Origin of the sequence: Salinicola endophyticus, assembly GCF_003206575.1 — a bacterium.
Classification (GTDB): domain Bacteria; phylum Pseudomonadota; class Gammaproteobacteria; order Pseudomonadales; family Halomonadaceae; genus Salinicola; species Salinicola endophyticus.
The window spans coordinates 671,593-690,855 of record NZ_PZJO01000002.1; the positions used below are offsets into that span (position 1 = coordinate 671,593).

Here is a 19,263-nt window from a genome sequence, read left to right on the forward strand (position 1 = left end):
AAAACTGCCTTCGCTCGTCGACTTTTCGTACAAAGTCTAGCAGCCCGCCGCCCCGGCGGCGGCTCGCCTCGGATGCGCTCGGCCGCCTTCAGCCCCAGCGCCGCGCCAGGCCCCACAGCAACAGCCCACCACCGGTGCACAGCGCGGTGAGCGTGAACTGGGGTGCCAGCGGCGTCATCAAGGCCAGGGTGGCGACGATGGCACCGCCGCCCAGCTGGATCGCCCCGAGCAGCGCAGCAGCGGTGCCGGCGCGCTCGGGAAACGGCTCCAGCGCCAGGCTGGCAGCAGAACCCAGTATCATCGAGAAGCCCACCGAGAGTAGCGCCACCGGTGCCATGAAAGTGGCCACCGAGAGCGGCACGCCCAGGTAGAGCGCGGAGACCAGCACGCCCCCGCCAACCACCACCACCAGTCCGCGTTTTACCGTGGCCCGACGCCCCCAGCGATGCATCAGGCGTGGCACGAAAAAGAATGCCAGGGTGCTCACCAGCGCGTTGGCGCCGAACCAGAGACTGAACACCCACTCGGGCTGCCCCAGCCGATCCATCACGATCACCGGGGCGGCCGAAACATAGACCAGTATCGCCGCCATCATCGTGCTCACCACCAGCGCATAATAGAGGAAGCGCGGGTGCCCCAGCACCGGACGATAACGTGACCAGCGGTAGAGCCGGCGCTCGATGGGCGTATCGGCCGGCCGCGTCTCGCCGAAGCGCCACCAGGCACCGAGACAGAGCAGCGCGGCAAAGGCCATCATGAAAGCGAAGTTGCTGCGCCAGCCGAAAGCCACGGTGAGCGCGCCACCGATCACCGGGGCGAGCGAGGGTACCAGCGTCAGCGAGCCATTGAGATAGCTGTAGAGCTTGGCCCCGGTCTCCGGCGGATAGCTGTCGCGCACCGCGGCGAAAGCCACCGTGACCGTGGCGCAGGCGCCCAGCCCCTGCAATACGCGGGCGGCATAGAGCCACTCCAGGGTTGCGGCACTCAGCCCCATCAGCGCCCCGGCGAAGTAGGTCAGGGAACCGCCGAGCAGCACCGGCCGGCGGCCGAAGCGGTCGGCCAGCGGTCCTACCAGTACCTGCCCGACACCCGCGCTGAGCAGGAACAGGGTGATGGTCACCTGGAGCGCCGCGAACGGACGCTCGAACTCGCGCGCCATCGCGGTCAGGGCAGGCAGATAGATATCGATGGCCAGGGGCGACAGCATGACTGCGCCCATCAGTACCCAAAACGGCGGACGTCCTCTGCCCTGCATCGCAACCTCGTCATCCCGGCAAGAGCGCCCACTCTAGCGACTGGCACGAGGATGACAAGCATTCTCGTCACCGCCGGACAGCGACAGGGTGGACGCCATGCACGGCGGTCAGCCATCGCCGGCAGGTGTCAGCTGGAACTCGCGCAACGCCGACAGCCCGCGCAGATGCGCGGCCAGTGGCCCCAGGTGGCCCCGATGGTGAGTGCGCAGCAGCAGGCGATACTCGAACTGGGCGCCATCGTCACGGGTGCGGTAGCTCAGGCTCTCGACATGCAGGCCGTAACCCTGGACCAGCGCCAGGATGTCACCCTCACCGGGCACCTCGGCGCTGGCGTAGCGCAGCGTGCAGCGGGCATAGAGCCTGCCGGGCAGACGCGCCTCGACCCGACGAAACAGCGACAGCGTCAGCAGCGTGATCAATGTGGCGGCAATCCCCGGGAACAGAAAACCGATGCCGTAGAGAATACCCAGCGCCGAGGTCATCCAGATCGAGGCGGCGGTGGTCAGCCCGCGCACGGTCAACCCCTCCTTGAAAATCACCCCCGCGCCGAGAAAGCCGATCCCGGTCATGATGCCCTGGGCCATGCGCGTAGGGTCGGTGCGCACGGTGGCCTCGGGCACCGCGTCCCCCAGCCACTGCCACTGATAGACCGTCACCATCATCAGCAGCGCCGAGGCCACGCACACCAGGGCATGCGTGCGAAACCCCGCCGGGCGGCCATGGAAGGTGCGCTCCAGGCCGATCAGGCTACCCGCCAGCCAGGCCATACCCAGATGGGTCAGAATGGTCAGGGTTGCTGCCGACATTCGTGCCTATCTCCTTGTCGCATTTACCGCTATCGTTTCAGCATCAGATACAGTCAAGCATAACCGCTGCCGCGGCCATCGCCAGATCACCGGCGGCGGCTAGGCCGTGCGGCACCGCCCATCGCTCGGAAGGATCCGACCTTGAACAAACGTCACGACTTGACCCCGCCCAGCCGCGTCCGCAATGAAGAGGAGGAGCACGACCTGCAGCTCGATGGCGAGAACCTCCCCTCGCGCGCCGCCGCGGTACACGAGAAGATCCGCGAAGAGGGCGAGAAGGAGCTCAACCGCACCGTCTCGGCGCTGGCGTGGTCGGCGGTGGCCGCCGGCCTCTCGATGAGCTTTTCGATGCTCGCCAAGGGACTGCTGCGAGCCCACCTGCCGGATACCGACGTCGGCTTCCTGGTCGAGTCGTTCGGCTACACCATCGGCTTTCTGGTGGTGATCATGGCACGCCAGCAGCTGTTCACCGAGAACACCGTCACCGCGGTACTGCCGGTGATGAGCCAGCCGCGCGTGAGCAAGTTCCTGTGTCTGCTGCGACTGTGGGGCGTGGTGCTGATCGGCAACCTGGTCGGGGTGGCGATCTCGGCCTGGGCGATCCTCGCCTTGCCGATCTTCTCCGCCGAGACGCATCAGGCGTTCCTCACCCTGGGCGAGCACATCCTGGAGAACACCCCGATGCAGATGTTCGCCAAGGGCATCGTCGCCGGCTGGATGATCGCCACCATGGTGTGGCTGCTGCCCAGCGCCGGCAGCGCCAAGATCTGGGTGATCCTGATCGTGACCTATCTGGTGGCGATCGGCGAGTTCACCCATATCATCGTCGGCTCCACCGAGGTGATGTATCTGGTCTTCTCCGGCCACGCCAGCTGGTCCGAGTACCTCTTCCACTTTGGCCTGCCGACGCTGCTGGGCAACGTCTTCGGCGGCACCTTCATCTTCGCGCTGATCAGTCATGCGCAGATCCGCAGCGACGGCGAACGCTAGGCGCTGTCAGGCAAGCACTACGCTCGCCTGACGCGGTTTTCTCCGGCCGCGCTCAAGCCGAGCGCGTGCCCGCCGATACTCTCCGAGAGCCACACACATAAAGACGCCCCGGCGATCGGACAGGAACTCTCTACACATGTCATGGAAACCTTGGGTGCTGCTCTGCGGCCTGCCACTGCTGAGCGGCTGCTTCGGCGTCAACACCTCCCAGGCCCCGCTGGCCACCACCTACCCGGCGACCACCCAGCAGCGCATGCAGGCCGCCTATCACTGGGAGGTGCTGGCGCAGCACGAGGCCAAGGCCATCATGGCCGACCGCAGGCTCGACCGGCGCGCGCTCTACATCAAGCCCCCCGAGACCGAAACCGCCTTCAGCCGCGGCTTTCGCTCGCTGCTGACCAGCGAGCTGGTGAAACAGGGCGCCACGGTCAGAACCTCCGATCTCGGCGCGGCCACCGTCACCTTCGACGTTCAGGTCGTGGCGCACCAGGATCGCCAGCCGATCCGCCCACCCCAGGGCGCACTGACCGCGCTGGCGGCAGGCATCGCGGTGGCGACGATTCCGTTCAACCACTGGCGTGAGCCGGCGCTGGCACTGATCCCGGCTGCCGGGCTGGTCGACCTGTTCAGCGGCAGCTGGACCTCGGAGAGCGACGAGGAGGTGATCATCACGGTTCAGGCCGACGAGTATCAGACCCTGCTCTACTCCTCCTCCAATCTCTACTACATCAACCCCGGCGATAGCGGCCAGTACGGCCGTGCGCCGGCCGCCTCCACCGAACGGGGCCAGCTCAAGGTATCGTCGCAATGGTAAAGCGCAGCAGAGAGAGTTCCGCCATGTCCGTATCTTCCTGCGCTCGGCTTGTGCTGCTCATGCTGCTGCTGGCCGCACTGGCAGGCTGCTCGATGCTCGACCCCAACGGCCGTCCACATCAGCCGACCACCCTGGAGCGGGTCGACGCGGCGGCCAAGGCGCTGATCGAGAATAGCCGGGGGCGGCTCGATGACACTGCCCCGCTGGTCGCCACCACTTTCGTCGATGTCGACCACCTCGGCCAATCCTCGACCCTGGGTCGCACCCTGAGCGAGATGTTCGTCTCGCGGCTGGTCGAATCGGGCCAGAAGGTGATCGAGGTCAAGCTGCGCAACAGCCTCTACATCGAAGAGAACACCGGCGAGCTGATCCTGTCGCGCAACGTGCAGCGACTGAGTCAGGATTACGACGCCAGCGCGGTGCTGGTGGGCACCTACGCCCAGGCCCAGGACCGGCTGTTCATCAATGCCCGGGTGGTGCGTATCGCCGATCGCGCCATCCTCGGCGCAACCAGCTTCGAGCTGCCGCTCAACAACGATCTGCGTACGCTGCTGCCCCCCAGCTATCCCTGAATCAGGCCGATAGCACCAGGATGGCAAACGCAGAAGGGCGCCCCTGGGGGCGCCCTTCTCGTCTTGCGTCGCGGATGTCGGCCTCGAATTCAGTCGACGGTGGTCACGCCGGCGTCGGCCATCTGCGGCGCCCGCTGCGCCTCGGCCAGATTGATCCCGGAGAGGATCGCCTTGAGCGAGGCACTGACGGTATCGCTGTCTTCGGCCACCGCGCAGATGCGCTGGCCGCCGACATTGAGCTGGACGAAGGCGATGGCGTTGGCGTCACTGTCACCGCCCAGCGAGTGCTCGCTGTAGTCGACGATTCCCACGCTGGTGCCGGTATGACGCTGCCAGGCATCAGTGAAGGAGGACATCGCACCGTTGCCCTTGCCCGACAGGCGCAGGGTCTCGGCACCCTGCCACAGGGTCACCTCGATGCCCTCCTCCTGCCCCTTGGAGAGGCGGTAGTCGGCCAGCGACAGCGGCGCTTCGCGCTGGAAGTTGTCGAACATCACCTGACGAATGATCTCGCTGGAGAGTTCGCTGGCGCGCACCTCGCTCTCCTTTTGCACGTGAGGTGCCAGCGCCAGCATCATCCAGCGCGGCAGGCTGATGCCATAGTCGCGCTCGAGCAGGAACGCCATGCCGCCCTTGCCGGACTGACTGTTGACGCGGATCACCGCCTGGTAGTCGCGGCCGATGTCGCGCGGATCGATGGGCAGATAGGCTACCTGCCACGGCTCATCGGGGCGCTGCTTCTTGAGCGACTTGCGGATGGCGTCCTGGTGGCTGCCGGAGAAGGCGGTGTAGACCATCTCGCCGACCCAGGGGTGGCGCGGATGCATCGCGATACCGGTGCACTCCTGCACCACCTGGATGATCTCGTCCGGGTTGGAGAGATCGAGTTCGGGATCGATACCCTGGCTGTAGAGATTCATCGCCAGGGTGACGATATCCATGTTGCCGGTACGCTCGCCGTTGCCCAGCAGGGTCCCCTCGACGCGCTCGGCGCCCGCCAGCAGCGCGAGCTCGGCAGAGGCCGCTGCCCCACCGCGGTCGTTGTGGGTGTGCACCGAGATGATCACGCTGTCGCGATTCTTGATGTGCTGGCAGAAGTACTCGATCTGATCGGCGTGGTGGTGAGGCCCGGCGACCTCGACCGTGGTCGGCAGGTTGAGGATGCACTTGTTGTCCGGGGTCGGCTGCCAGACGTCCATCACCGCCTCGCAGATCTCCAGCGAGAAGTCGATCTCGGTGCTGGAGAAGCTCTCCGGGGTGTACTCGAAGCACCACTCGATCTCCGGATAGCGCGCAGCGTAGGTCTTGACCCAGGTCGCCCCCTGCACCGCGATATCGACGATCCCTGCGCGGTCCATCTCGAACACCCGCTCGCGCTGGGTGGTGGAGGTGGAGTTGTAGAGGTGAACGATCGCCCGCCTGGCACCGACCAGCGATGCGAAGGTCTTCTCGATCAGATGTTCACGGCACTGCACCAGCACCGCGATGGTGACATCCTCGGGGATCTGATCCTCTTCGATCAGCCAGCGCACGAAGTCGTAATCCGGCTGGCTCGCCGAGGGGAAGCCGACCATCACTTCCTTGATCCCGACCTTGACGATCTGGTGCCAGAAACGCTGCTTCTGAGCCACGCTCATCGGCTCGAGCAGAGCCTGGTTGCCATCGCGTAGGTCTTCGCTGACCCAGATCGGGGCGTGATCGAGATCACGATCCGGCCACTGGCGGTCGAAGGCGGGTACCCGGGGGGCCGGGCGGTACTTGCGATGATCGAAGGCAGACATGGCAACCATCCTGACGAGGTAAAAGAGCCGACGGATTGTGAGGCGCACCGTTGGGGCGAGCCCCGCTGTTGAGCCACCGCGGATCGCGGCGGAAACGGGGGCCGGACCCCGGATGCGGGAGCCGGCCCGAAGCTGCTTGTGGCAGCAGAGACAGTGTAAGGCTTTTGCGCCGACAGGACATTGCGAAGATCGATCTTTCTCGACGTCAGATGGCATAATCTGCCAACCCTGAACAAACAAGAGATAGATACTGCCAATGAAGCCGCCACAACCCCTTTCGCTCGATCGCTACGACCAACGCATTCTCGAACTGATCCAGCAGGAGGGCCGGATCAGCAACCAGGAACTGGCCGAGCGCATCGGGCTTTCGCCCTCGCCCTGCCTGCGCCGCCTGCGCGCGCTGGAGGAGAGCGGCCTGATCCTCGGCTATCGTGCCCTGGTCGACGCACGACAGCTGGGCTACCGGTTGATGGCGCTGGTGCACATCTCCATGGATCGCCACACCCCGGAGCGCTTCGCCAACTTCGAGCGCCAGGTGGCGGCACTGCCCCAGGTACAGGAGTGCCTGATGATCACCGGCCAGGAGGTCGACTATCAGCTCAAGATCCGGGTCGAGGACATGGACGGCTACCAGCAGCTTCTGCTGCAGCACATCACGCCGATCGAGGGCGTCTCCGGCGTCCACTCCAACTTCGTGCTGCGACCGGTGTTCGAAAATCGCGGCGTGCCGGTGGCGCCCTGACCCCCTATTCGGCAATCACGGCTGCCCCATTGGCGGTGACTGGCCACCTCTGCGCCGGGCATGCTGGAATGAGTTGAGCGCGTTCCCACGCGATGTACGAATTAGACCATACTCATGCATGACAACACGCGACCGATCACAACACAGGAAAATGCCATGTCTTTTCGCCGTACCCTGCTCGCCTCGCTGCTGCCGCTGGCCGCCGCCATCCTGACCCCGGCGCAGGCTCAACAGCCGAGCGCACCGCAGGTCGATACCCAGCAGTTCCAGTCCTGGGAAGTGCGCTGCCCCAAGGGCGGGGAGGGCCAGAGCTGCGTGATGAGCCAGGTGGTCAACAACCCCGACAGCAACGATCCGCTGATGCGCGCCATGGTCGGTCATCCGGCCCAGGCCGACGGCCCGGTCATGGTCTTCCTGCTGCCGCTGGGCGTGCGCCTGGCGCCGGGTATTCAACTGCAGGTGGACGACAACAAGCCGGTGGGCATGCCCTATCAGGTCTGCCTGCAGCAAGGCTGCCGCGCCAATCTGGCGCTGTCGCCACAACTGCTCGCCCAGCTCCGCGGCGGCACCAAGGCCACCGTCAGCGCCATCGCCCCGGATGGCAAGCGGCTCAACATGGATCTGTCACTGATGGGCTTCACCAGCGCCAGCCAGCGCATCGCCTCGCAGTAAAGAGCCCTCTCCCACACTCGAGATGCCAGGTCCGGCGCCGCGCGCCGGACCGATCTCGGCGGCGCCCGCCAGGGCGCCTGCCACTGGCAGGCCCGCGCTTTTACCCACCCTCTTAGACGTTGGCGCAATTGTGCCCCCTTCGAGCGCTTGATATGACTTTGTGTGCAAAAGTCATCTCACCCCGTTCCGCGCCGGCACGCCGCCAGCGCCCGAGAGATCCCCGAGAGGTTCCATGAACGTCAAGCGCACCTTGAAGCTCCTGCTCGCCGCCGCCGTGGTGGCCTCCCCGGCGGCCTGGGCGGAATATCCCGACAAGCCCATCACCCTGATCGTGCCCTGGGCCGCCGGTGGCGGCACCGATGCCACCGCACGAATCATCGCCAGCGTGCTGGAGCAGGAGCTGGGGCAGACGATCAACGTGGTCAACCGCACCGGCGGCAGCGGCGTGGTCGGCCACACCGCCATCGCCAACGCCCGCCCGGATGGCTATACCCTGGGCCTGGCCACGGTGGAGCTGGACATGATGCACTGGCAGGGGCTCACCAGCCTGACCTACCAGGACTTCACCCCGATCGGCCAGATCAACTTCGACTCGGCCAGCCTCTCGGTGGGCGAGGACTCCCCGTTCAAGGACCTCGAGGATTTCGTGGCCCAGGTCAAGTCGCACCCGGCGGGGACCTACACCGCCTCGGGCACCGGTCTCGGCGGCATCTGGCACGTGGCCCTGAACGGTTTTCTGATGGATCAGGGCATCGCCGCCGGCAAGCTGACCTGGATTCCCAGCCAGGGGTCGGCACCGGCGATGACCGAGCTCGCCTCCGGCAGCATCGACGTGGTCGCCTCCTCGCTACCGGAAGCTCGCGCCATGATCGAGGCCGGCGAGATTCGTAGCCTCGGCGTGATGACGCCGGAGCGCCTGAGCGGCTTCCCCGATATCCCCACCTTCCACGAGCAGCTGGGCAGCGACTTCAGTCTCGGCGCCTGGCGCGGCGTCGTCGGCCCCAAGGGGCTCGACGAGGCGGTGGTGAACCGGCTGGAAACGGCGCTGAAGACAGCCTATGACAGCGATGCCTACCAGAGCTTCATGGCCAAGCAGGGCTATGGTGTGGTGTGGCGTGATGCCGACGACTTCGAAACGCTGATGGCCGAGGACGATGCCAAGTTCGGCGAGATCATGAAACAGATGGGGCTGGCCCACTGACGCCACCATAATGCCACCGGCGTCGCGAGACGCCGGATCACCAAGGACCGATACGCATGCAGCTCCCGCACAATCCGTTTCAGGCCGCGCTGGATGGACAGACCCGCTATGGTTGCTGGGCCGGCTTCGGCACCGGCTATGCCACCGAGATACTCGCCACCACCGGCTTCGACTGGCTGCTGATCGATGGCGAGCACGCTCCCAATACCGTGCCCAGCATCCTGGCGCAGCTGCAGGCGGTGGCACCCTACGCCTGTGCGCCGGTGGTGCGCTGTGTCAATCACGACCCGGCGCTGCTCAAGCAGCTCCTCGATATCGGTACCCAGACGCTGATGGTGCCGATGGTCGACACCGCCGAGCAGGCAGCGCAGCTGGTCGCGGCGACCCGCTATCCGCCCCGAGGCTTCCGTGGCGTAGGCGGCGGGCTCACCCGTGCCACGCGCTGGGACGCGATTCCCGACTATCTCGCCCGGGCCCACGAGACGCTCTGCCTGATCGTTCAGGTCGAATCCCGCGCCGGGGTCGACAACGCCGCAGCGATCGCCGCCACCGAAGGTGTGGATGCGATCTTCGTCGGGCCGATCGACCTCTCCACCGGCGTCGGCCATGTCGGCAACCCCAACCATCCCGACGTCCAGGCGATGATCCGCCACACCTTGGAGGTCACCAAGGCCGCGGGCAAGGCGGCCGGCATCCTGGCGCCGGCCGAAGCGGACGCCAAGCGCTACGCCGAGTGGGGGTTCGATTTCATCGCCGTGGGTATCGATATCAGCCTGCTGCGTCAGGCAGCACTCGAGACGGTGTCGCGTTATAAAGAGGACGTCTCCCCGACGCCCTCGAGTCTGGGATATTGATGCCACGCCAGGTGAAAGATAAAACGCCCCAAAGCGAAAAAGCCCCGGCCACACCAAGTGGCCGGGGCTTCGCTAAGCGAGCGTTTCTCCACAATATCGACACACTCGCGGCGCGGCTTCCGGCGCCTCGGCGACCGAGGCTTTCCGCGTATCGGCGGTTGCCGGCGCCGGCGGTGCGCCGCACTTTATCTCCGTGCTGACTGGCACGATCGTGCCCTGTTCTGCGCGCAGGCCGATATCCCGCAGCATGTGGGCATTGAGATGGGAGAGCGCACGCCAGTCCTGCCGGCGGCGACGGGCGAGAGCCAGGCGGGCCTTGAGCGCATCGATGAGAGTCGTCAGTTTCATACTTGTCCACTCCGTCAGTCGGAGGCCGGACAAGTATCGCGATGATGGCGGGTAAGACTTTCCACTCTCTATCGGCCGCGATACTCGTCGCGGCCGATAACGATCTGTTACCCCAGGCGCACGACGTGACGACGAACTCGATTATTGTGCTGGCGCACATGGATCGAGAACATCGAAAAGGTCGGGCGATGGAATAGGGTCATGATCGCGTCCAGGGAAAATACCGATATCGGCAGAAATGCCGGCGTGTCTGAATGACACTTGCGGCCCTTTCGATTAAAGCGAGAGCCATTAGACGCGTCAATATGCTTATCGAAAAAAGTGCTCGATATCACGCAATCGTGCGACAGCAAAAAACCGCAACCCCAGATCATCTATCGCCAGGGTCACGGTTCGGTAGCGCTGCAGGACAAGACGACATAGATTCATCGTCGCAGCACTTTCATCGCTTTCAGCATCTTGGCGTCGTCACACGCTCAAGGGCCGACCACCGGCCTCGGCCGAGTGACGACCGCATCGTTTCTCAGGCGTAGGTGTTGATCTGGGTGCCGACAGTACCGGTGGCGGCCAGCTTGGGCTCCGGGGCCATCGAGTCCATCAGCTGCGCGACCTGCGCGGACTGATTGTCGAGCGAGCGCTTGAGCAGCGACGCCTGCATGTCCTGATCCTGATTGAACTGCTGCAGCGCGACTCCGGCACCGACGACAGCATTGACTGCACTATCCATAGGAGACTCCCTATTTCCTGTTCTCGGTTGAGAGGGATTACCCTCAGATCTTCTATCGGCGGCTGTCACCTCAGGCTTTAGCTTATAGACTGCCGGTTCGACACTCGGCACGCCACTGCCCATCCCCACGCGGAGATGATACTTCGATGATTCAGTTTTCACGATCGATGTGCAAGCGCATCCCGATGCGCCTCGCTGTGACCTTGGCCGCGACGGGGGCCACGGCGCTGCTGGCCGGCTGTCAGTCCCAGCCACAGGACGCCGCCGCCGGCAGCCGCGAGGCGCAACGCACCTTCCATAGCGCCGAGGCCGGCGTGACCCTCACCTACCCGGCGACGCTCGAGCGCATCGACGGCAATGCTGACACACAGGCGATCCAGGGCTACTTCGACAACGGCAGCTGGAAGCTCGACGCCTCGGCGCCCGGCGAGGCCTTGATCACCCTCGCCCTGCCCGGCTCGGATGCCATCACCACCGGACTCTGGCGCCTGGGCATCAGCCGCGACCCGGAAGCGGTACGCCAGTGCCAGCGCCCGCCCGCCAACGCCCAGCGCGAGTCGAGCCCGAGCACCCTCGATGGCCACGCTGTCGTCGTCTTCACCCAGAGCGATGCCGGCATGAATCACTTCCGCGAGGTCGAGAGCTATCGCAGCGTGATCGCGGCAACCTGCTACGCCATCGACCTGATCGTCGAGGGCAGCAACGGTGAAGTCTATGATCCGCCACGTCAGGCCCCCTTCTCGCGTGAAGCAGCGCATCAGGCACTACGCGAGATCAACGCCGGCCTGCACCTGGACGGATGAGCGGCAGCGGAAAGCCGCCGGCGCTGGCGGCTGCTAAACTCGAGGCCCCGCGACACACGACGAGTGACGAATAGAGAAGCCATGAAGACCATAGGAGCGCACGTCAGCGCCGCAGGCGGCGTCGATCAGGCGGTGATCCGCGCCACCGAGATCGGCGCCAACGCCTTTGCCCTGTTCACCAAGAACCAGCGCCAGTGGCAGGCCAAGCCGCTGGAGGCGAAGACCATCGAGGCGTTCAAGCGCGCCTGTGACACCCACGGCTTCGGTCCCGGCCAGATCCTGCCCCACGACAGCTACCTGATCAATCTGGGCCACCCCGAGCCGGAGGGCCTGGCCAAGTCCCGCGCCGCCTTTGTCGACGAGTGTCAGCGCTGCGAGCAGCTGGGGCTCGAGCTTCTGAACTTTCACCCCGGCAGCCATCTCAACAAGATCAGCGAGTCCGAGTGCCTGGCGCGGATCGCCGAGTCGATCAACCAGGCCCATGCGGCCACCGAGTTCGTCGTCGCAGTGATCGAGAACACCGCCGGCCAGGGCACCAATCTGGGCTTTCGCTTCGAGCATCTGGCCGAGATCATCGACCAGGTCGAGGACAAGTCCCGGGTCGGCGCCTGCATCGATACCTGCCACGCCTTCGCCGCCGGCTACGAGTTACGCAGCGCCGCCGACGCCACCACCATGCTCGATACTTTCGAGCGCGTGGTGGGACGGCGCTATCTGCGTGGCATGCATCTCAACGACGCCAAGAGCACCTTCGCCAGCCGCGTCGACCGCCACCACAGTCTGGGCCAGGGCAATATCGGCAGCGAGGGCTTTGCCGCGCTGATGCGTGACCCGCGCACCGACGATATCCCGCTGATTCTGGAGACCATCGAGCCGGCAATCTGGCCGCAGGAGATCCAGTGGCTGCGCGATCAGCAGCTCGGCGCCTGACCCTTACGCTTGGCGCGGCACCCGAGGTGCGGCGCCCCTGAATAGGATAATGACCCCATGGATGGATTCTTTCACTGGCTCGGCGATGCCATCGGTCGCGTCATCCGTAGCGTCGTCGGCCTGCTCGACAGCCTGTTCGGCGGCCTGTGGCGGGCGATGGACGGCTTCGTCGACGGCCTCACTCAGGCCCTGGGCATCAGCGACTCGGTCTTCAGCCTCGGCGTGCTGGTGATCGGCGTGCTGCTGCTGATCAGCGGCGTGCGCGCCCTGCTGCGCGGCGGCGTGGTCGGCGGTGTGATCGGCCTGCTGCTGGGGCTGCTGGTGCTTGGCTGGCTGATCCAGTAGGAGCGGCACCGTCGGCATTATCCTGCTGCCGGCGTGCCCGATCCTGTGACGCTTTGGGGGTGCGGCTTGTCAGCCCGCCCCACCTCTACCACCTTGAGAGTCCGGACATATGAGGCGGCGCCCGCGGGCGCCGCAGGACCGACAAGGAGGCGTCAAGCATGACCCAGTCAATGAAGTCATCCCACGAAGGTGTCGATCTCTACAACCAGTTCATCGACGGTGAGTGGACCACCGGCGGTGGCGAGCCCCTGGACGTGCTCAACCCGGCCACCGGCGAGCTCATCGCTCGTGTCTCCCTGGCCGACGAGGCCCTGGCCAACCGTGCGCTGGAGGCCGCTCAGCGTGCCTTCCCGGCTTGGTCGCGCAAGACCGCGGTGGAGCGCGCCGACCATCTCTACCGGCTCGTCGAGCTGATCCTTGAGCAGCGCCAGCGCCTGGCGCGACTGATCACTACCGAGCAGGGCAAGCCGCTGGACGAAGCCGACGCCGATGTCGGCATGTGCGCCAATCTGATCCGCTTCGCCGCCGAGAACACCCGCCGGCTGGAGGGCGACATCATCCCCGCGGACGATCCCGACGAGCAGATCTGGATCCAGAAGGTGCCCCACGGCGTGGTGGTCGGCATCACCGCCTGGAACTTCCCCGCCGCGCTGATTGGCCGCAAGCTCGGCCCGGCGCTGGCCGCGGGCAACACCATCGTGCTCAAGCCTTCGGAAGAGACGCCGCTGACCGCGCTCGAGATCGTCGAGCTGGCGCGCCAGGCGGGCATTCCCCCGGGGGTGGTCAATCTGGTCAATGGCCGCGGACGCGATATCGGCAATCAGTTGATCACCAGTCCGATCACCCAACTGGTGAGCATGACCGGCAGCGTGCGCGGGGGTCGCGAGATCAACAAGGCGGCCGCCGAGCATCTCAAGATCGTGCGCCTGGAACTGGGCGGCAAGGCCCCCTTCATCGTGCTCGACGACGCCGATCTCGATCCGGCGGTGGATGCCGCCATCGCCTCGCGCTTCGACAACTGTGGCCAGGTGTGTACCTGCAACGAGCGCATGTACGTCCAATCCGGCATCTACGACCGCTTCCTCGAGCGCTTCAAGCAGCGCGTCGAGGCGCTCAAGGTGGGCAACCCGCTGACCGACGAAGACGTCGATATGGGGCCCAAGATCAACGCCGCCGAACTCGACAAGATCCACGCCATGGTCGAGCAGGCCCAGCGTGACGGTGCACAGCTGCTCACCGGCGGCAAGCGCCTGAGTGGTGGCGACTACGACAAGGGCAACTACTACGCCCCGACCATTCTCACCGGCGTCGACAACGACATGCAGATCATGAAGGAGGAGATCTTCGGGCCGGTGGTGCCGATCATGAAGGTCGACGACTTCGAACAGGCGATGGCCTACGCCAACGCCTCCGAGTATGGCCTCTCTGCCTATGTGTTCACCCAGAACGTGCGCCATCTGATGGCACTGACCCGAGAGCTCGACTTCGGCGAGATCTATGTCAACCGCGGGGCCGGCGAATCCGTCCAGGGCTTCCACAAGGGCTACCGCAACAGCGGGCTCGGCGGCGAGGATGGCAAGTACGGGCTGGAGGCCTACGTCAAGAGCAAGACGATGTACGTGCACTATTCCTGACCCAAGACGCCTGACCCGCATCGCCTGACAGCCATCGGCGTGGCCTCACGGTCGCGCCATGGTCGCAGCGCATAAAAACGGCCGCTCGATGAGCGGCCGTTTTCTGTTGCAGCGTCGCCGGATCAGGCATCCGCCAGCGCGCGCTCCACCATCTCGTAGACATTGGGCGAGAGCTTCTCGCCGCGAATGCGTTCGAGCTCGGCCTTCATCAGCACCTGACGCTCCTCGTCGAAGCGCTGCCAGCGGGTCAGCGGGGTGATGATGCGCGCCGCGATCTCCGGATTGAGACGGTTCAGCTCGATCACCACGTCCGCCAGCAGCTTGTAGCCCTGGCCATCCAGACGGTGGAAGTTGACCCGGTTCTGGGCGAAGGCGCCGATCAGCGCGCGCACCTTGTTCGGGTTCTTGAGCGAGAACGCCGGATGCTCCATCAGGAAACGCACCCGCTCGATCACATCGGGCTGGGGACGGGTGACCTGGATGGTGAACCACTGATCCATCACCAGCGGGTCGTGGGCCCACTGCTCGCCGAACGCCTTGAGCGCCGGCTCGGCCAGATCGCTGCGATCGCTGTGGGCGAGCAGCGTCAGCGCGGCACGCACGTCGGTCATGTTGCCACTGTTCTTGAACTGCGCCTGGGTCAGGCCGATCGCCTCGTCGTCGGCGATGCTCATCAGATAGGCCAGCGCGACGTTCTTGAGCTTGCGCCGACCGATCTGCTCGGGCGTCGGCGCATAGGGCTCGTCGTTCTGGTTGTCGCGGTAGACCGCGAGGAAGGCGTCACGCAGCTGCCAGGCCAGCGACTGACGCACGAACTCGCGCGCGGCATGGATGGCGTCGACATCGACCACCGGCTGCTGCTCGGCGATATAGGCTTCCGACGGCAGCGTCAGCATCTCCGCCAGCACCGCCTGGTCGTCACCGGGCTCGTCGAGCAGGCTGCGGTAGGCCTCGACCAGGCGCACGTCCATGACCTTCTCGACCCCGTTGCGGTGCGCGGCGATGAGATCGTCCAGCGCCAGCATGGTCAGGCGCTGGCCGGCATCCCAGCGGTTGAAGCCGTCACTGTCGTGGGTCAACAGGAAGGCCAGCTCCTCCCGCGAGTAGGGGTAGCGCAGCTTGACCGGGGCCGAGAAACCGCGCAGCAGCGACGGCACCGGCGCCTCCTCGACATCCTGGAAGACGAAGGTCTGTTCCGCCTCGCGCAGATGGATCACCGCATCCTTGCCCAGGGTCTCGCTACCGCCCGCGGCGTCGGCGAGCTTGAGGGTCAGATCATGCCCCGACTTGGTCCCCACCAGGCCCAGGCGGATCGGCACGTGGAGCGGCAGCTTCTCGCTCTGACCCGGGGTCGCCGGGGTACGCTGGGAGAGACGCAGATGGTACTCGCCGGTGGCGTAGTCATACTCGCCGTGGGCATCGATCTCCGGGGTGCCGGCCTGGGCGTACCAGCGCATGAACTGGTCGAGATCGAGCCCCGAGACCTCCGCCATGCAGGCGACGAAATCCTCGATGCGTACTGCCTGGCCATCGAAGCGTGCGAAGTAGAGATCACTGCCGCGGCGGAAATCCTCCCAACCGAGCAGATGGCGCAGCATGCGCACTACCTCGGCGCCCTTCTCGTAGATGGTCAGGGTGTAGAAGTTGGAGATCTCGATGTAGTGATCCGGGCGCACCGGGTGGGCGGTGGGACCGGCATCCTCGGCGAACTGGGCGGTCCGGAAGAAGGAGACGTCTTCGATACGCTTGACCGGCGCCGAGTTGACGTCGGCGGAGAAAGTCTGGTCGCGGAAGACGGTGAAGCCCTCCTTGAGCGAGAGCTGGAACCAGTCGCGGCAGGTCACCCGGTTGCCCGACCAGTTGTGGAAGTACTCGTGGGCGACGATCCCCTCGACCCGCTGGAAAGCGGCATCGGTGGCGGTCTGCGGATGGGTCAGCACCGCCGCCGAGTTGAAGATGTTGAGCCCCTTGTTCTCCATCGCGCCCATGTTGAAGTCATTGACGGCCACGATCATGAAGCGGTCGAGGTCGTACTCGCGGCCGTAGGTCTCCTCGTCCCAGCGCATCGCACGCTTGAGCGATGCCATGGCATGGTCGGTCTTGTCGAGATTCTCCGGCTCGACCCAGATCTGCAACAGCACCTCGCGGCCGCTCTGGGTGGTGAAGTGGTCTTCCACCTTCTCCAGACTGCCGGCGACCAGCGCGAACAGATAGCTCGGCTTGGGGTGCGGGTCCTCCCAGGTGACGAAGTGACGCTGGTCGGGAAGCTCGCCCTGCTCTACCGGATTGCCGTTGGAGAGCAGTACCGGCAGCGACTCGCGGTCACCGATCACCGTGGTCGAGAAGGTCGCCATCACGTCGGGGCGGTCGGGATAGAAGGTGATGCGGCGAAAGCCTTCCGGCTCGCACTGGGTGCAGTACATGCCGTTGGAGCGGTAGAGCCCCTCCAGCGCGGTGTTGGTGTCCGGCGCGATCTCCACCTCGGTATCCAGGCGGAAGCGCTCGGGCACCCGGGCGATGGTGAGGCTGTGAGCGTCGGCCTCGAACTCATCGGCCTCGAGGGGCTGACCGTCGATGGCGACCTGCTTCAGCGTCAGGCCCTCGCCGTCGAGCACCAGCGGCAGCCCCGCCTCGCGCTCCGGGTGACGCTCCAGATGCAAGCGCGCCTTCACTCGCGTCGCCGTCGGATCGAGATCGAAGGTGAGCTCGGTGTGGGTCACGCGATACGCCGGCGGCAGATAATCCTTGAGATAGGTCGCTTGCATCTCAGACATGGCAACGCTCCTGGTCGAAAAAGGCAATCCGTGAACCGATGTCGCAACCGCACATCGGCCGGGATGACACTAGACGAAAAAATGAACAGGCCCGGCACGAAAAGTCGACGCGTGAAGCCGTTTTCGTGCACAGCCTGGGGAACGCTGGCCGCGTCCCGCACTGGCCCCATTCTAACCAGTTGGACCAAGCGATATCGAATCGATGCCGTTAGCGCGGAGAAAGCCCACAGGCGAGACAGCCTCGACCGTCGCCGGTACCGGGTCATGGCGGGCGGGGCCGTAGACGATCGTCGAGTGATCAGAGAGAGCGAATGACGGCAACACATGCCGGGAGAGGCAACGAGTCACGCCAGAGGAAACGAATGCCAACAGAGGAGGCGAATGTCTAGGAAGGCATGAACCCCGCACGCCGAGCGCGGCGGCAGCCTGTCAGCGGCGTTCGGAGATCGACTTCTCCTCCCACAGCTCGCGCACCGGGCACTGCAGACTCGGCAGCGGGCGCGTGACGATCCACGCCGCCAGCGCCACCAGGCCGAGAATCAGCCCGACCTTCAGCGCCAGCAGTGACACCGTGAAGGCGATGATCACACAGGAGACCGTCAGCATGATCACGGCCATGATCTTGGCGTGCTTGGGGATGGCGCGCTCGCGCTCCCAGGAGAGGATCGGCGGGCCGAAGCGCGGGTGGTGACGAATCCAGTCGGCGAACCGCGGCGAGCCCTTGGAGGCGAGCCAGACCGCCGCCAGCATGAAACAGGTGGTAGGCATGACCGGCAGGAACAGCCCGATGACGCCAAGCGCAAAGCTGATAGCGGCAAGAGTGACGAAAATGGCGTTGCGCATGCCGGACATCCCCAAGGTCGGCGAACTCGGGACCTCAGGGTTACGTGGGAAGCGTCGCCTTGCGAAGGCACTGCACACCCGCGGACCGAGGCCAGATCGATCACTAGTGTAAACCAGGCGGCCCGACTCGCTCCAATCCGCCGCCATGGAAAACACCAATGCCTCTGATAGCACCGCACGAGCAGCGAGCCCTCGATGGCGTCGAGATCGATACTGTCGAGATCGATACTGGGGCGCGATCAATGATGACAGCGTGGAAACACGCCATTGGCCCAGAGACGGCTAGTGCCGGCGGCGCATCGGCGTAGGCTGGAAAGCGACACCAACACCCCGACCATGCCACGCGCCGAGAGGAGCCTGCCCATGCCCACCGCCCCGATTCTCTATCTTTCCCACGGCGCTCCGGATCTGGCGCTGAGCGCCCACCCGGCCCGCGACTTCCTGCGCCAGTTGGGCCAGCGCCTGCCCCGCCCGCGTGGCGCAATGGTGATCTCCGCCCACTTCGAGACCCAGGAGCTCACCCTGAGCACGGCGCCGACGCCCGCCACCTGGCACGATTTCCACGGTTTCCCCGATGAACTCTACGCAATGCGCTATCCGGCCCGCGGGCTGCCAGAAGTCGCCGCGGCGATCGCCGAGACGCTGCGCACAGAGGGCCACTCGGTCGCGCTCGACCCCGCCCGGCCCCTCGACCACGGTATCTGGTCGCCGCTGTCACTGCTGTGGCCGGACGCCGAGGTCGCGCTGATCCCGGTCAGCGTGCCGCTGGCCGTGGACACCCGCACCCAGCTCGCGCTGGGGGCGGCCCTGGCCCGCGCCGCCGCCGACCACGACCTGATGTTGATCGGCTCCGGCGCCGCCACCCACAACCTGGGCGACAGGCACCCGCGCCACGATAGGCCGGACGCCTGGGCGCGCGAATTCCAGGCTTGGGTGATCGACATCGCCGCCCGCGGCGACCTGGCCAGCCTCGCCCGCTGGCACGAGCAGGCGCCGAACGCGCGCCACGCCCACCCCACACCTGAGCACTTCCTGCCGCTGCTGATGTGCCTCGGGGCCGCCGCGGGCCGGCCGCTCTCGCGCCTGCACGACAGCTTCATGTACGGCAATCTGAGCATGCTGGCGCTGGGCAGCGGTGCGCTCGCCGAGCTGACAGAGCCCCACTGATCGG

At 65.6% G+C, this 19,263-nt stretch carries 19 protein-coding genes; 12 read left to right on the forward strand and 7 right to left on the reverse strand.

Features of this window, described 5'->3' with window-relative positions; genetic code table 11:
- Nucleotides 1–88: 88 nt before the first annotated feature.
- Both DOM66_RS05590 and DOM66_RS05595 read right to left on the reverse strand, forming a co-directional pair.
- Nucleotides 89–1,255, reverse strand: a complete 1,167-nt coding sequence (locus DOM66_RS05590) for a multidrug effflux MFS transporter (protein ID WP_198651727.1) — start codon at nucleotides 1,253–1,255, stop codon at nucleotides 89–91.
- A gap of 108 nt (nucleotides 1,256–1,363) precedes the next feature.
- On the reverse strand, nucleotides 1,364–2,062 hold the full coding sequence (locus DOM66_RS05595) for an MgtC/SapB family protein (RefSeq protein WP_110689501.1): 699 nt from the start codon (nucleotides 2,060–2,062) through the stop codon (nucleotides 1,364–1,366).
- Nucleotides 2,063–2,203: 141 nt separating this feature from the next.
- On the opposite strand from DOM66_RS05595, the gene DOM66_RS05600 reads away from it, so the two are divergent.
- The 3 genes from DOM66_RS05600 (at nucleotide 2,204) to DOM66_RS05610 (ending at nucleotide 4,438) form a co-directional block, all read left to right on the forward strand.
- On the forward strand, nucleotides 2,204–3,052 hold the full coding sequence (locus tag DOM66_RS05600) for a formate/nitrite transporter family protein (RefSeq protein WP_110674524.1): 849 nt from the start codon (nucleotides 2,204–2,206) through the stop codon (nucleotides 3,050–3,052).
- A gap of 136 nt (nucleotides 3,053–3,188) precedes the next feature.
- Entirely contained in the window at nucleotides 3,189–3,866 is a 678-nt protein-coding gene (locus tag DOM66_RS05605) for a hypothetical protein (RefSeq protein ID WP_110674523.1), read from the forward strand.
- A 23-nt stretch (nucleotides 3,867–3,889) separates the two neighbouring features.
- Nucleotides 3,890–4,438, forward strand: a complete 549-nt coding sequence (locus DOM66_RS05610; RefSeq protein WP_110689502.1) for a FlgO family outer membrane protein — start codon at nucleotides 3,890–3,892, stop codon at nucleotides 4,436–4,438.
- An 89-nt stretch (nucleotides 4,439–4,527) separates the two neighbouring features.
- Here the strand turns inward: DOM66_RS05610 and DOM66_RS05615 are convergent, their stop codons facing one another.
- Nucleotides 4,528–6,219 (reverse strand): 2-isopropylmalate synthase, encoded by a 1,692-nt coding sequence (locus DOM66_RS05615; RefSeq protein WP_110689503.1) that lies wholly within the window; start codon nucleotides 6,217–6,219, stop codon nucleotides 4,528–4,530.
- A 256-nt stretch (nucleotides 6,220–6,475) separates the two neighbouring features.
- Between DOM66_RS05615 and DOM66_RS05620 the strand changes: the two genes are divergently transcribed.
- The 4 genes from DOM66_RS05620 to DOM66_RS05635 all read left to right on the forward strand — a co-directional run bounded on the left by DOM66_RS05620 (nucleotide 6,476) and on the right by DOM66_RS05635 (nucleotide 9,688).
- Nucleotides 6,476–6,961 (forward strand): Lrp/AsnC family transcriptional regulator, encoded by a 486-nt coding sequence (locus DOM66_RS05620; RefSeq protein ID WP_110674520.1) that lies wholly within the window; start codon nucleotides 6,476–6,478, stop codon nucleotides 6,959–6,961.
- Nucleotides 6,962–7,117: 156 nt separating this feature from the next.
- Nucleotides 7,118–7,633 (forward strand): invasion associated locus B family protein, encoded by a 516-nt coding sequence (locus tag DOM66_RS05625; RefSeq protein WP_110674519.1) that lies wholly within the window; start codon nucleotides 7,118–7,120, stop codon nucleotides 7,631–7,633.
- Nucleotides 7,634–7,865: 232 nt separating this feature from the next.
- Entirely contained in the window at nucleotides 7,866–8,834 is a 969-nt protein-coding gene (locus DOM66_RS05630) for a tripartite tricarboxylate transporter substrate binding protein (protein WP_110689504.1), read from the forward strand.
- Between the two features lie 56 nt (nucleotides 8,835–8,890).
- On the forward strand, nucleotides 8,891–9,688 hold the full coding sequence (locus tag DOM66_RS05635; protein WP_110674517.1) for an HpcH/HpaI aldolase family protein: 798 nt from the start codon (nucleotides 8,891–8,893) through the stop codon (nucleotides 9,686–9,688).
- A gap of 72 nt (nucleotides 9,689–9,760) precedes the next feature.
- Here the strand turns inward: DOM66_RS05635 and DOM66_RS05640 are convergent, their stop codons facing one another.
- Together DOM66_RS05640 and DOM66_RS05645 are read right to left on the reverse strand one after the other, a co-directional pair.
- A complete protein-coding gene (locus tag DOM66_RS05640; RefSeq protein ID WP_110689505.1) occupies nucleotides 9,761–10,036 on the reverse strand; it encodes a DUF1127 domain-containing protein in 276 nt (91 codons plus the stop codon).
- Nucleotides 10,037–10,559: 523 nt separating this feature from the next.
- Nucleotides 10,560–10,763: a putative motility protein gene (locus DOM66_RS05645; RefSeq protein ID WP_035471105.1), complete on the reverse strand. Its 204-nt coding sequence runs from the start codon at nucleotides 10,761–10,763 to the stop codon at nucleotides 10,560–10,562.
- 146 nt (nucleotides 10,764–10,909) lie between these two features.
- Between DOM66_RS05645 and DOM66_RS05650 the strand changes: the two genes are divergently transcribed.
- The 4 genes from DOM66_RS05650 (at nucleotide 10,910) to aldA (ending at nucleotide 14,475) form a co-directional block, all read left to right on the forward strand.
- Nucleotides 10,910–11,566, forward strand: coding sequence for a hypothetical protein (locus tag DOM66_RS05650; RefSeq protein ID WP_110689506.1), 657 nt, complete (start codon nucleotides 10,910–10,912; stop codon nucleotides 11,564–11,566).
- A gap of 81 nt (nucleotides 11,567–11,647) precedes the next feature.
- On the forward strand, nucleotides 11,648–12,496 hold the full coding sequence (gene nfo / locus DOM66_RS05655; protein ID WP_110689507.1) for a deoxyribonuclease IV: 849 nt from the start codon (nucleotides 11,648–11,650) through the stop codon (nucleotides 12,494–12,496).
- A 57-nt stretch (nucleotides 12,497–12,553) separates the two neighbouring features.
- The gene (locus tag DOM66_RS05660; RefSeq protein ID WP_110674512.1) at nucleotides 12,554–12,841 is read left to right on the forward strand and encodes a hypothetical protein; all 288 of its coding nucleotides are present in this window, start codon (nucleotides 12,554–12,556) and stop codon (nucleotides 12,839–12,841) included.
- 158 nt (nucleotides 12,842–12,999) lie between these two features.
- Nucleotides 13,000–14,475, forward strand: coding sequence for an aldehyde dehydrogenase (aldA, locus tag DOM66_RS05665; RefSeq protein ID WP_245392362.1), 1,476 nt, complete (start codon nucleotides 13,000–13,002; stop codon nucleotides 14,473–14,475).
- A 122-nt stretch (nucleotides 14,476–14,597) separates the two neighbouring features.
- Here the strand turns inward: aldA and pepN are convergent, their stop codons facing one another.
- Complete coding sequence (gene pepN, locus DOM66_RS05670) at nucleotides 14,598–17,249, reverse strand: aminopeptidase N (protein WP_110674509.1); 2,652 nt, start codon at nucleotides 17,247–17,249, stop codon at nucleotides 14,598–14,600.
- 429 nt (nucleotides 17,250–17,678) lie between these two features.
- Complete coding sequence (locus tag DOM66_RS05675; protein ID WP_342588185.1) at nucleotides 17,679–18,092, reverse strand: YbaN family protein; 414 nt, start codon at nucleotides 18,090–18,092, stop codon at nucleotides 17,679–17,681.
- A 363-nt stretch (nucleotides 18,093–18,455) separates the two neighbouring features.
- Between DOM66_RS05675 and DOM66_RS05680 the strand changes: the two genes are divergently transcribed.
- Nucleotides 18,456–19,259 (forward strand): DODA-type extradiol aromatic ring-opening family dioxygenase, encoded by an 804-nt coding sequence (locus DOM66_RS05680; RefSeq protein WP_157959001.1) that lies wholly within the window; start codon nucleotides 18,456–18,458, stop codon nucleotides 19,257–19,259.
- Nucleotides 19,260–19,263: the final 4 nt, after the last annotated feature.

Bases quoted from the DNA above. Each gene is read 5' to 3' on its own strand.
- DOM66_RS05620 (WP_110674520.1), top strand. From the start codon at position 6,476: ATGAAGCCGCCACAACCCCTTTCGCTCGATCGCTACGACCAACGCATT.
- DOM66_RS05590 (WP_198651727.1), bottom strand. From the start codon at position 1,255: ATGCAGGGCAGAGGACGTCCGCCGTTTTGGGTACTGATGGGCGCAGTC.
- DOM66_RS05660 (WP_110674512.1), top strand. From the start codon at position 12,554: ATGGATGGATTCTTTCACTGGCTCGGCGATGCCATCGGTCGCGTCATC.
- DOM66_RS05635 (WP_110674517.1), top strand. From the start codon at position 8,891: ATGCAGCTCCCGCACAATCCGTTTCAGGCCGCGCTGGATGGACAGACC.
- DOM66_RS05680 (WP_157959001.1), top strand. From the start codon at position 18,456: ATGCCCACCGCCCCGATTCTCTATCTTTCCCACGGCGCTCCGGATCTG.
- DOM66_RS05650 (WP_110689506.1), top strand. From the start codon at position 10,910: ATGATTCAGTTTTCACGATCGATGTGCAAGCGCATCCCGATGCGCCTC.
- DOM66_RS05615 (WP_110689503.1), bottom strand. From the start codon at position 6,219: ATGTCTGCCTTCGATCATCGCAAGTACCGCCCGGCCCCCCGGGTACCC.
- DOM66_RS05605 (WP_110674523.1), top strand. From the start codon at position 3,189: ATGTCATGGAAACCTTGGGTGCTGCTCTGCGGCCTGCCACTGCTGAGC.
- DOM66_RS05675 (WP_342588185.1), bottom strand. From the start codon at position 18,092: ATGCGCAACGCCATTTTCGTCACTCTTGCCGCTATCAGCTTTGCGCTT.
- aldA (WP_245392362.1), top strand. From the start codon at position 13,000: ATGACCCAGTCAATGAAGTCATCCCACGAAGGTGTCGATCTCTACAAC.
- DOM66_RS05640 (WP_110689505.1), bottom strand. From the start codon at position 10,036: ATGAAACTGACGACTCTCATCGATGCGCTCAAGGCCCGCCTGGCTCTC.
- DOM66_RS05595 (WP_110689501.1), bottom strand. From the start codon at position 2,062: ATGTCGGCAGCAACCCTGACCATTCTGACCCATCTGGGTATGGCCTGG.
- nfo (WP_110689507.1), top strand. From the start codon at position 11,648: ATGAAGACCATAGGAGCGCACGTCAGCGCCGCAGGCGGCGTCGATCAG.
- DOM66_RS05625 (WP_110674519.1), top strand. From the start codon at position 7,118: ATGTCTTTTCGCCGTACCCTGCTCGCCTCGCTGCTGCCGCTGGCCGCC.
- pepN (WP_110674509.1), bottom strand. From the start codon at position 17,249: ATGTCTGAGATGCAAGCGACCTATCTCAAGGATTATCTGCCGCCGGCG.
- DOM66_RS05645 (WP_035471105.1), bottom strand. From the start codon at position 10,763: ATGGATAGTGCAGTCAATGCTGTCGTCGGTGCCGGAGTCGCGCTGCAG.
- DOM66_RS05630 (WP_110689504.1), top strand. From the start codon at position 7,866: ATGAACGTCAAGCGCACCTTGAAGCTCCTGCTCGCCGCCGCCGTGGTG.
- DOM66_RS05610 (WP_110689502.1), top strand. From the start codon at position 3,890: ATGTCCGTATCTTCCTGCGCTCGGCTTGTGCTGCTCATGCTGCTGCTG.